Annotated in this window: 9 protein-coding genes; 5 read left to right on the plus strand and 4 right to left on the minus strand. The window is 30.3% G+C overall.

Annotated features, from left to right (window positions below):
- Nucleotides 1–106 precede the first annotated feature (106 nt).
- The 3 genes from guaA to nadB all read right to left on the minus strand — a co-directional run bounded on the left by guaA (nt 107) and on the right by nadB (nt 4,611).
- Entirely contained in the window at nt 107–1,642 is a 1,536-nt protein-coding gene (gene guaA, locus AEBR_RS09455) for a glutamine-hydrolyzing GMP synthase (RefSeq protein WP_128979615.1), read from the minus strand.
- A gap of 129 nt (nt 1,643–1,771) precedes the next feature.
- Nucleotides 1,772–3,160 carry a sodium:proton antiporter NhaD gene (gene nhaD / locus AEBR_RS09460; RefSeq protein WP_129086483.1) on the minus strand — a complete coding sequence of 463 codons (1,389 nt, stop codon included), beginning with the start codon at nt 3,158–3,160 and terminating at the stop codon, nt 1,772–1,774.
- Complete coding sequence (nadB, locus tag AEBR_RS09465; protein WP_129086482.1) at nt 3,160–4,611, minus strand: L-aspartate oxidase; 1,452 nt, start codon at nt 4,609–4,611, stop codon at nt 3,160–3,162. The genes nhaD and nadB overlap by 1 nt, the downstream gene beginning before the upstream one ends.
- A gap of 95 nt (nt 4,612–4,706) precedes the next feature.
- Between nadB and AEBR_RS09470 the strand changes: the two genes are divergently transcribed.
- A complete protein-coding gene (locus AEBR_RS09470) occupies nt 4,707–5,126 on the plus strand; it encodes a DUF721 domain-containing protein (protein ID WP_128979608.1) in 420 nt (139 codons plus the stop codon).
- Here AEBR_RS09470 and AEBR_RS09475 read toward each other — a convergent pair.
- The gene (locus AEBR_RS09475; protein WP_129086481.1) at nt 5,110–5,697 is read right to left on the minus strand and encodes a M48 family metallopeptidase; all 588 of its coding nucleotides are present in this window, start codon (nt 5,695–5,697) and stop codon (nt 5,110–5,112) included. The two genes, AEBR_RS09470 and AEBR_RS09475, sit on opposite strands and share 17 nt — an antisense overlap.
- Before the next feature lie 90 nt (nt 5,698–5,787).
- Between AEBR_RS09475 and AEBR_RS09480 the strand changes: the two genes are divergently transcribed.
- The 4 genes from AEBR_RS09480 to AEBR_RS09495 all read left to right on the plus strand — a co-directional run bounded on the left by AEBR_RS09480 (nt 5,788) and on the right by AEBR_RS09495 (nt 12,480).
- A complete protein-coding gene (locus AEBR_RS09480) occupies nt 5,788–6,957 on the plus strand; it encodes a pyridoxal phosphate-dependent aminotransferase (protein ID WP_129086480.1) in 1,170 nt (389 codons plus the stop codon).
- 3 nt (nt 6,958–6,960) lie between these two features.
- The gene (locus AEBR_RS09485) at nt 6,961–7,866 is read left to right on the plus strand and encodes a cation diffusion facilitator family transporter (protein ID WP_129086479.1); all 906 of its coding nucleotides are present in this window, start codon (nt 6,961–6,963) and stop codon (nt 7,864–7,866) included.
- A 91-nt stretch (nt 7,867–7,957) separates the two neighbouring features.
- On the plus strand, nt 7,958–10,309 hold the full coding sequence (locus tag AEBR_RS09490; protein WP_129086478.1) for an HD domain-containing phosphohydrolase: 2,352 nt from the start codon (nt 7,958–7,960) through the stop codon (nt 10,307–10,309).
- Nucleotides 10,309–12,480 carry a CHASE2 domain-containing protein gene (locus AEBR_RS09495; protein ID WP_129086477.1) on the plus strand — a complete coding sequence of 724 codons (2,172 nt, stop codon included), beginning with the start codon at nt 10,309–10,311 and terminating at the stop codon, nt 12,478–12,480. The genes AEBR_RS09490 and AEBR_RS09495 overlap by 1 nt, the downstream gene beginning before the upstream one ends.
- Nucleotides 12,481–12,491: the final 11 nt, after the last annotated feature.

Raw genomic sequence — 12,491 nt, forward strand, 5'->3', positions numbered from 1 at the left:
TTCTAAAATTAATAGTTTGCTTTAGATTGTGCTGGATTTAGATGAAGATGTACTATAAGTACCTCGAAATCTAAATCTAGTGCAAGATGAAGTTAAATTTAAATTTTTACTCCCATTCGATTGTTGCTGGTGGTTTGCTAGATATGTCATACACTACTCTATTGATCCCATCAACTTCATTGATAATTCTTCTTGAAATTGTTTCTAATATATCATGTGGTATATGAGCAAATGTTGCAGTCATACCATCTGTTGCTTCAACTATTCTAACACAAACAGTATTATCATACGTTCTATTATCTCCCATAACTCCAACAGATTTTACATTTAATAAAACTGTAAAAGCTTGCCAAGTTTTATCATAATATCCAGTTGATCTAAGAACATCAAGCATAATTACATCTGCTTTTCTTAACAGTTCTAAATCAGGTCTGTTTACATCACCCATAATTCTAATTGCAAGACCTGGTCCAGGGAATGGATGTCGTCCTATCATATGAGAAGGAAGTCCAAGTTCAAGTCCTAAAGCTCTAACTTCATCTTTAAAAATCTCTCTTAAAGGTTCAATTAGTTCAAAAGTCATCCAATCTGGTAATCCTCCCACATTATGGTGAGATTTAATTGTTTTAGATGGTCCTTTTACAGAAACAGACTCAATAACATCTGTATAAAGAGTACCTTGAGCTAAAAACTCAATGCCATCATGTTTTTTAGCTTCTTGGTCAAATACTTCAATAAAAGTTTCACCTATAATTTTTCTTTTTCTCTCAGGATCTGTAACACCTTCTAGTTTTTTTAAGAAGATTTCAGAAGCATCAACAGTAATAAGGTTTACACCTCTTGATTTAAACATTGCTTCAACATCTTCTCTCTCATTTGCTCTAAGTAATCCATGGTCAACAAATACTGGAATAAGTTGATCTCCAATTGCTTCAGCTAAAAGTGTTGCTACAACAGAAGAGTCAACTCCTCCACTAACACCACAAAGAACTTTTTTATCTCCAACTTTTTCTTGAATTTTTGCAATTTGTTCTTTTGCAAAAGAACCCATATTCCATGTACTTTCACATCCACAAATATATTTTGCAAAGTTTTTAAGAATCTTTGAACCTTGCTCTGAGTGGTAAACTTCTGGGTGAAATTGGAAAGCATAAATACTATCTTTTTCATTTGCAATAGCCGCAAATGGAGAGTTTTCACTGGTACCAATTATCTCAAAACCATTTGGAAGAACATCAACTTTGTCCCCATGTGACATCCAAACTGTTTGCCCATTGGTTGTATCTTTAAAAATATCACACTCTTTTTCAAATGTAAGTTTTGCTTTTCCATATTCATGATGACTTGCTGGAATAACTGAACCTCCAAAATATTGAGAGATAAGTTGCATTCCATAACAAATACCTAAAATAGGAAGTCCTAATTTAAAAATTTCTTCATCTGGATGATAAGAATCTACAGCGTAAACAGAAGCTGGTCCACCAGAAAGGATAATTCCTTTTGGAGTTCTTTGTTTTATATCTTCGATTTTTTCATTATATGGAACAATCTCCGAATAAACTCCAGCTTCTCTTAATTTTCTTGCAATAATTTGTGTATATTGACTACCAAAATCTAATACAACTATTGGTACATGTTTCATAAAAAAGATTCCTTTGAATTTTGTAAGTATCCGCGATTATATCTTAAAAGCTATTTGAAGTTAATTAAATAAGAGTTTATATTAAAGCTATAAAGAGTAAAAAAATTGTGGCATAAGAGGATAAACCTCTTATGCTCCAAAACCAAACATTTGAAATTGTATATACCAGATAACACAAGATAGGATATAACCTACAAGTACCATCCATGCATATTTCATATGAGAACCAAATGTGTAAATTCCATGAAGTTTACCCATAACTCCAACACCTGCTGCACTACCAAAAGAGATTAGTGAACCACCAACCCCTGCTGTTAAAGTTACAAGCATCCATTGAGAGTGTTCCATTGTTGGATTTGCTTTTAGAACCGCTGACATAACAGGCACGTTATCAACAATTGCAGATAAGAATCCAACTGCAATATTTGCTATTGTTGGACCTAATACTGTTGGGTCATAAACAATTGAAGCAAGTGCTAGCCATCCAATAAAGTATAATGCACCAACTGCTGCTAAGATACCAAAGAAGAACATTAAAGTATTGTTTTCAATTTTTGCCATTGAATGAAAAATATTGAAGTGTTCTTTCCCATGTTTTCTTTTTAGTCCATAAGCATATACTTTTAGTAAAGATAAACCAAACATCATACCCCACATTGCTGGTAGATGTAAAACTTGGTGAGACATTACAGCACAAAAGATTGTAAATACTCCAAGTCCCATTACAACTTTTGCACCTTCTGCCATTTTAGGAGCAACCTCTTTTGAAGCATCAAAAGATGGAGCTTCATTTGGAACCACTTTAGATAATAAAAATGCAGTTACAATATATCCTAAAATTGAAGCTGGGAAAAGGAATAAGAAGTCAGAAAAAGCACCTTTCCCTGATGTCCAAGCCATAAGAGTCGTGATATCTCCAAAAGGAGACCAAGCACCACCAGCATTTGCTGCAACAACTATATTTATTGCACCTGGAACTAAGAAATCTTTTCTTGTTTTTTCAATTGTAATTAACACAGTTGAAAGAATAAGTGCAGTTGTTAAGTTATCTGCAATTGGAGAGATAAAAAACGCTAAAAATCCAGTAACCCAAAAGAGTTTTCTATACGTATACCCTTTTGAAACAAGATCATATTTTAGCTTATCAAATACACTCATATGAATTAGAGATTCTATATATGTCATAGCAACAAATAAAAAGAAGAAAATTTCTGCAATTTCTAATATCAAATGTTGTGCTTGCGTATGCACTAATCCCATATCTAAATGATTTAGCGCATAATAAATAGCAACTAGAATAAACATAAATGTACCAATAAATAAAGCTGGTTTAGCCTTATCAATTTCATATTTCTCTTCAGCAGCTACAAAATAGTAACCCACAACAAAAATAAACAGACATGCAAAACCTACCCATGTCATGGTTAAGTCAGGTGCAACCTCTCCTGAAGTAGCACCACCGCCACTTGCAAATAAAGCTAGAGATGATAACAATAATACCATCAGAATCTTTAACATTAATTCTCCTTAATAAAGTGAGCTCCAAGGGACTCTTTTCTGTCAATTGCAGCTTTTAAAATAGATTTTGCCGTAAGCAACCTTAAATAAAGCAGTCTTCCAACATCCTGCTTTAAAAATTCATCTATCTCAAATAGTGCTGCTTTTAAAGAGTCAAAATCCCTAACTATTGCAGCATTTTCCCACATTAACTTTCTTACTCTATCTTTAATAGGTTTATCTATCTCTTTATTTCTTATATAATATTTTATCTCTTTTTTATATGCTTTTTTATCTATAGTGAAATTATTTTTAAAACTATCATTTACAGCTAATTTTGAAAACACTAAACCTTCTAACATTGAGTTTGATGCTAATCTATTTGCACCATGAATTCCTGTGCAAGCTGCTTCTCCAACAGCATAAAGGTTTTTCATATTTATAACTTTACCATTTAGATCAGTCAAAATTCCTCCCATTGCATAATGAAAAGCTGGAGAAATAGGAACTTTTTCAAAAGGTAAATCATAACCTAGATCTTCAAAGTTTGCATAAATATTTGGAAATCTTTTTCTAAACCAAATTTTTTCAAATTTATCAAAAGAGAGAAAAATACCATGCCCTGTTCTTTTGTGATAATCAAAGATTGATCTACTTACAACATCCCTTGGGGCTAATTCTCCGTCAGGATGGTATTCAAAAAGAAATCTATAATCATTGTCATCAACAATATAAGCGCCCTCGCCTCTTAAAGCTTCACTTAAAAGTGCTTTTCTAGCAAATGAAGTTCCTTTAAATACTGTCGGATGAAACTGCATCATCTCCATATCTTTTAATTCAAGACCTTTTTCTATACATATACCTTGAACTTCCCCAGCAACTGCTGTTGAGTTTGTATGATATTTATAGATTGATCCTACTCCACCACTTGCAATTATAGTGTTATGGGCATAGGCAACTTTTTCTTCAGTCTCACTTATAAAATATTTAACCCCATAGCAAATTCCATCTTGAATTAATAAATCATTAACAACACAATTTGTCTCTATTTTATGAATAAAAGTACCCATTAGAAAGAGGTGCAACATTCTTCCTGTCGCATCTCCATCTGCATGAAGAATTCTATTTCTACTATGTGCAGCCTCTTTTGTAAAAGCTAATTCACCCTTATCATTTAAATCGAACTTCATTCCATTTTCTATTAAGTTATCAATTGCTTCTCTTGAATTTTCACTAAGAACTTCAACTGCTTTTTTGTCATTATGATTGACACCTGCTACTAGAGTATCTTCTATATGCACAGGGATATCATCTTTATCAACAGCAGCGGCAATACCACCTTGGGCATAAAAAGTATTACACTCCCAAGGCTCTTTTTTACATAAAAGTAAAACATTTTTTGATGGAGGGATCAGTCTTGCTGCATTTAATCCTGCAACCCCTGAACCTATAATAATATAATCGTAAATCATTATTTTGAAACTTCCTGTTTATCGTCAACATATGTAGGTGGTGCTTTGTAACCGCATCCAGTAGCAGCTAATAAAAAACCTGCTATAATTAGAACATGAAAAAATTGAGTGAAATACTTTATCATCTTAAAAATAATCCTGAATTCAGAAGAATTAATACCCAAGAGACAATTCATAAATTTATTGAATTGTTACCACCTAAAATGAAAAAAGGGGTCAAATTTGCCTATATTAGGCAACAAATCTTCTTTTTTGTATTAACCCATCCTGTTTATAAAATGGAGTTTGAGTATAACAAGAGTTTGATAAATGACTTATTAAAACAATCTAATATAGCAAATGTTCAAGAGATAAGATTTTTCGTAACCAATAAAATAGAGAAAAAAGAACAAGAAAAACAAGCTATCAATGAAAGTTATAAAGAGCGTTCTTACGGTATTTTTGCAAATAAAATTACAGATAAAAAACTACATGATAAATTTGAAGAGATAAGAGCAATTATAAAAAACTCTTAAACTCTTTCATCCTTCTTTTATAATCAGGACAATACTCTTCAACCAAAGACCAAAATCTTTTTGAATGGTTTTTCTCTTTTATGTGGGCAAGTTCATGTATAACCACATATTCAATTAAAGGAATTGGAAATTTCATCAAAAGAATATTAAAATTTAATTCATTTTTATAGTTACAACTTCCCCAAGTTCTTTTATTTTTCCTAAATTTTATAGAGGTTGGACTTAGATTCATAATTTTTGAATATTTTTCCACTATTGGAGGTATCAATCTTTTTGCTTCACTTTTATAGAACTTATCTAAATCTCTAAAATCAAGATTTTTGTGTCTAATTCCCAAAAAAAGAAATTCATCTTTTTCCATAAAATTTTTCTCTAATTTTACTAAGCCTTTTTCTAACCATTCTATTTTGTTATCAATCAATCTTTTTGCATCATCTACAGTAAAAAAAATATTCGCACTAATTTGTATTAAATCTTTGGAAATAAGCCTTAAGTAAGTATGTTTTAAAGCTCTTTTTCTAATAAGATCTACGGTGACCTCTTTATTATTAATATATGTTGAAAAATTCAAGCTAATCCTTAAGTTTTTTTTAGATAGAATCCACGAAATATTATGTCTTCGTAATATTAACATATTGAAAATTATTAGAGGGAAAAACTAATGAAAATTGCGCAAAGAATGGAGAATTTATCTCCGTCAGTAACAATGGCTATTACTGCTTTAGGTAGAGAACTTAAAGCGCAAGGTAGAGACATTTTAAGTTTTAGTGCTGGGGAACCAGATTTTGACACACCTGAAATGATTAAAAATGCAGCTATTAAAGCTCTAAATGGTGGGTTCACAAAATATACTGCAGTAGAAGGTATCACTGAAACGAAGCAAGCAATTATTAATAAATTAAAAAGAGACCATGGATTAGATTATGAATTAAATCATATTGTAATAAGCAATGGAGCAAAACATTCACTATTTAACTTATGTCAAGTTTTGATTGAAAAAGGGGATGAAGTAATTATTCCAGCTCCATATTGGGTTACATATCCAGAACAAGTAAAATTTTCTGATGGGGTACCAGTTATTATAAATACTGATGAAAAAACAGATTTTAAAATTACGCCTGATCAATTACAAGCAGCTATTACACCTAAAACAAAAGCCTTAATTTTAAATACACCTTCAAACCCAACTGGTGCTGTTTATACAAAAGAGGAGTTAGAAGATATTGCAAAAGTTTTAGAGGGAACTGATATTCTTGTTTGGTCTGATGAGATGTATGAAAAAATCATTTATGATGGTAAAAAATTTGTATCTGCTGCAAGTATCAGCGAAGATATGTATCAAAGAACTATTACAATAAATGGTTTAAGCAAAGCAGTTGCTATGACTGGTTGGAGATTTGGATATATTGCAACTCCAAAAACTGAAATTGCAAAAGCAATGATTAAACTTCAAGGTCAAGTAACTTCAAATATTAACTCAATAACTCAACATGCAGCTATCCCTGCACTTTTAGGTGAAGTTGATGCAGATATTGAGATGATGAGAGTACAGTTTGAAAAAAGAAGAGATTATGCTGTATCAGCATTTAATGCGATTGAGGGAGTATCATGTTTTAAACCTCAAGGAGCATTTTATCTATTTGTAAATATAAAAGATATCAATCCAGATTCTATAAGATTTGCAGCTGACCTTTTAGAAGAAAAAGGTGTAGCAGTAGTACCTGGTCTTGCATTTGGAATGGAAAGATATTTTAGATTCTCTTTTGCTACAGATTTAGCAAGTATTGAAGAGGGAATTAAAAGAATTAGAGAGTTTATAGAAAAAAAATAAAAAATGACTACACAAAAAAAAGCCACAGTCGTATCAAGTAGTGTTGCGGCACTACTTACTTTATTAAAACTTGTTGTAGGAATAGCAAGTGGATCAGTTGCAGTTTTGGCTTCTGCAATTGATTCAGTTTTAGATATGTTTGTATCTTTATTTAACTACTTTGCAATTCACAACTCAGAAAAACCTGCCGATGAAACTTTCAATTATGGAAGAGGAAAGATTGAAGCCTTAGCTTCAGTAATTGAAGGAACAATTATTACCATATCTGGGCTTTTCCTTCTTTATCAAGCAATAGAAAAAGCTATAACAGGTGAGACTTCAAAATATCTTGGAATATCTTTGACAATAATGATTATTTCATTAGTAATAACTATTTTGCTTGTTCTATTTTTAAATAATGTTGCCAAAAAAACTGATAATATGGTAATCAAAGCCGATGTGTTACACTATAAAACAGATGTTTATACAAACCTTGCAGTACTTATATCTTTAGTTTTAGTTAATTTTACAGGTATTGAGCTAATTGATGTTATTGTCGGAGGAGGAATATCTTTATTTATTATTTATTCTGCATATGAACTTATTCAAGAGGGAGTTTTGGTTTTACTTGATAGAGCTGTTGATGAAAAGATAGTAGAAAAAATTACAAATATAATAAAAGCTGAGCAAAGGGTAAACACACACCATCTACTTAAAACAAGAGAGGCAGGGAATCAAACCTTTGTTGATGTTCATCTTGTTTTTGATTGTCTAATTACACTTATGGAAGCACATAGAATAAGTGATAGAATCGAAGAAAAAATAAAAATGATTGAACCAAATAGAGATTGGGTTATAACTATTCATATGGACCCATACGATGACTTCGAAATAAATGACAATGGGGCAAATAACTGTCCTATTAATTAGTTTTTTTATAAAAAAAATGACTATAAACTATATGTAATTAAATTATGATAAAATTATTAAATAATCATTATTTTATTATTTAGGAATAGTTATGAATTATTTAAAAGTATTAGGTTCTTCAGGAAGCAAAACCAAATTCTCAGGTACTACATCATTTCAAGTTTACAAAGATATTGTTATAGATGCAGGGAATATATTAAATGTTTTAGGTAATAATGCCTTAGATATAAACCATATTTTTCTAACTCATTCCCATGCTGATCATATCACTGATTTACCTTTTATTATTGATAACTTTTTTGAGCAAAGAAGAACTCCATTAAGAATCTATGCTTCAAAACAGACAATCAGTTCTTTGAAAAATCATACTTTTAACAATGAAGTTTGGCCAGATTTCTCAAAAATAAAACTTTTAGATTCAGAGGAATACTCTTTAATATTTATAGAAATCAATGTTGATGAACCAATATATCTAGACCCTCTAAAAATAACTCCTATTGAAGCAAATCATATTAATGGTTCTTTTGGCTTTATGATTGAAAAGGAAAATAGCAATGGCTACATAATAAGTGGAGATACCCACAAAAATGCAAAAATTTGGGAATATATTAATAAAAATGAAAACATTACTGCCCTTTTAATAGAGTGTTCTTTCCCCTCAAATTTAGGGAAGCTAGCTAAAGACAGTAAACATTTAACTGCAAAATATTTGGCTGAAGATATAGAAGAGAATCTAAAAAGAGATGATTTACAAATCTTTATTTATCACCTAAAATCTTCACATTATGAAGAGATTAAACAAGAAATTATTGATAGAAAACTATTTAGAAATGGTGGAAAAATCTTAGAAGATGAAGATGTTATCCATTTTGATTTAAGAGTAACAGAATCAAATATGATAAGCAAAGATAAGTTTGACAAAATCTTAGCAATAAACTTGGAGCTTTCAAGTGAGCTTGACAAAGATAAACTTTTTGAGATGATTTTAACTTTAACTAAAGAGCTTACTCACTGTGAAGGTGGAACTTTATATATAGTCTCAAAAGATAAAAAATATTTAGATTTCAAAGTTGTCCAAAATACTCCTTTAAATATCAATATGGGAGGAACAAAAGACAATATAACCTGGAACTCTTTGCCTCTATATTTGGAAGATGGAAGTGAAAACAAACAGATGGTTGCAGTTGTTTCTGCTTTAGAAAAAAGAATTATCAATATTTCAGATGTTTACAATGAAACTGCATATAATTTTGAAGGTACAAAAAAGTTCGATAAATCAACAGGCTATCACTCTCAAACAATGCTTGTAATACCTCTAATCAACCATGAACAAGATGTTATAGGAGTTTTACAACTTATAAACAAAACCAAAACAATTAATCATGTAATACCTTTTACAATAGATGATGAAAAGATAATTAAAGCTTTTTCCAGCCAAGCTGCCATGGCTTTAACAAACAGCTTATTAATAAATAGTTTGGAAGAGTTTTTAAATGCCTTTGTGGAAACTATTGCCCATGCAATTGATGCAAAATCAACTCATACAAGAAACCATATAGGAAAAGTTGCAAAAATTGCAAGCTACTTAGCCCAAGCAATTGATAGTGATGAAACAATTTATAAAGATGTAAAATACTCATCAAATGAATTTAGACAAATTGAACTAGCTGCATGGATGCATGATATTGGTAAAATATCTATGCCAGAATCAATAATCGATAAAGCTACTAAACTTCAATCTATGCTTGATAGAATAGAGATAATCAAAGAACGATTTGAAGTTATAAAAAGGGATTATGAAATAAGTTATCTAAAAAATGAAATTTCAAAAGATGAATATAAAAAAAGAGTTCAAGAGTTAGAAGAGAATGAAATTTTTGTTGAAAAAGTAAATATTGGTGGAGAGTTTATGAGAGATGAAGACCTAGAGAGAATAAAAGAGGTTTCAAAACTTACATATAAAAGAGATAAAGAGACAATTCCACTTCTTAATGAAGATGAAGTTGCAAACCTATCAATTAGAAAAGGAACTCTAACAGAAGAAGAGAAAGATATAATGAATAGTCATGCTCAACTTACCCTTGATATGTTATCAGCACTTCCTTTTCCCAAAAAGTACAATAGAGTTCTAAATATTGCATCAAACCACCATGAAAAACTAAATGGAAAAGGATACCCAAGAGGTTTAGATGAAAAAGTTCTAACATTAGAAGACAAAATTATGATACTTGCAGATATTTTTGAAGCCTTAACAGCAAGTGACAGACCATATAAAGAGGGGAAAAAACTCTCTGAGGTCTTTAAAATTCTCTCATTTATGGTAAAAGATAAAGAGATAGATGGAGAACTTTTGAAATTTTTCCATGAACATGAAGTATTAAAAAAATATTCGGATGAAGAGTTAAAAGAGTTTCAAAAAGATAAGAGCGAAGTAACTATTTAATGAATAAAAAGCTAATCAAAAAAATTTTACTATTTCTATTTTTAGGTATTTTATTAGCAACTACCCTTACTTCTATATATATAAATTTTGATAAATTACCTAACTCTTTAGATAATAGACTAAGAGATTACTTTTTTACTATTAGAGGAAGCATTAAAGATAATGGAAGTGTAGTTATAATAGATGTTGATGAAGCTTCCCTAGCTGAAGTTGGTCAATGGCCTTGGTCAAGACCAAAAGTATCTGAACTTTTAGAAAAATTAACCCAAGCAAATACAGCAATTATTGCCTTTGATATGGTTTTTGCAGAACCTGATAAAAGTTCTCCCCATAGAGTATTTAAAAAATATAATATCAATGTTCCAAATCCTCCAAACTATGACAAAATTTTAGGGGAAACTGTCTCAAATACTCCAACAATCTTAGGTTATGTATTTGAGTTTAACAAAGATGAATACACAAATAAAAAAGCTCCAACTATTCCTGCAATTTTTATTGAAAAAAATAAACATTTAGGAGATGATTATCTTTTAAAAGCCCAAGGCACGATACTAAATGTTCCTGAAATACAAGATTTAGCTTATAGTAGTGGTTTTTTTAATAACATCCCTGATGAATCTGGAATAATTAGAAGTGTTCCTTTACTAATCTCTTATAATAATCTTATCTATCCCTCTTTGGCACTTGAAATTATGCGTGTAATTACTCAAACACAAAGAGTTATAATCAATTATGATGAGTTTGGAGTTGAAAGTATTAAACTAAATAATATAACAATTCCAACAGATAGATATGGAAGATTGTTACTTAATTTTAGAGGTGGAGAAAAAACCTTTAAATACTACTCAGCAAAAGATGTATTAAATGGAAAGATTAGCAAAAAAGAGTTAGAAGGAAAAATTGCAATAATAGGAACCTCTGCAGCTGGACTTTTAGATTTAAGAGCAACTCCTTTTGATTCAGTATATCCAGGAGTTGAAGTTCATGCAAATGTTATTGATAATATTCTTGAAGGAGATTTTTTATCAAAACCTTCTTGGGTTGATGGTGTAAATATTTGGTTGATTTTCCTTTTATCTATAGTTACTGTTCTATTTATAACTTTTACTCCATTTTGGTTAAATCCTATAATAAGTTTAACTCTTCTTGGAGGAACACTTTTTGGCTTGTATCAAGCAATGTTCAAGTATGGACTTATACTAAATATTTTTTTCCCAGTAATAACTATTGTATTGGGAACGATTCTTGTAACGTTAGTTGATTATTTTTATGAGATAAAAAAAGAGGAAGCTATTAAGAAAAAGTTTGCTTCAAAAGTATCAAAATCTGTTATGGATAACTTACTAAAAAATATTGATAGTAATGAGTTTCAAGCAATGGAAAAAGAGGTTACTATCTTTTTTAGTGATGTAAGAGGTTTTACAAATATTTCTGAACAAATGGGAAATGCAAAAGAGTTAATCCAATACCTAAATGAGTATATGGAACCAATGAGTAATATTATTACAAAATATGAAGGGACTATTGATAAATATATTGGTGATGCTATTATGGCATATTGGAATGCTCCAGCAAATGTGGTAAACCATCAAGACAAAGCTGTACAAGCAGCACTTGCTCAGCTAAGAGAACTTGAAACTCTAAATAAAAAATTAAGTGAAGCTAATCTTCCTTTGATTGATATAGGTATTGGTATAAATACAGGGCTTGCAATAGTTGGGGAGATGGGAAGTATTGGAAGAAGTGATTATACAGTTATAGGAGATCCTATAAATCTTGGTTCAAGACTTGAATCTTTGTGTAAATATTATAACTCTAGACTTAATATTTCAAACTATACAAAAGAGAAGTTAAAAGATGAATATATTTTTAGATTTTTAGACTTAGTTACAGTAAAAGGGAAAAAAGAACCTGTAGAGATTTGGCAAGTACTAGAGCAAGGCAAACCAAATAAAGAGTTAAAAGAAGAGCTTGATTGTTATCAAAATGCAATTGATTTATATAAAAATTCAAAATTTAGTGAAGCTTTAAAACTTTTTAGAGAGTTAGAAGAGAATGAAAATAAAACAAATAAAAATATTTATAATATATATATTAATAGATGTGAAGAGTATATAAAAACTCCCCCAGAAAATTTTAACGGAGTTTATAAGCACAAAATTAAGGGATAAAAAATTAATAA

The organism is Halarcobacter ebronensis, assembly GCF_013201825.1.
GTDB lineage: Bacteria > Campylobacterota > Campylobacteria > Campylobacterales > Arcobacteraceae > Halarcobacter > Halarcobacter ebronensis.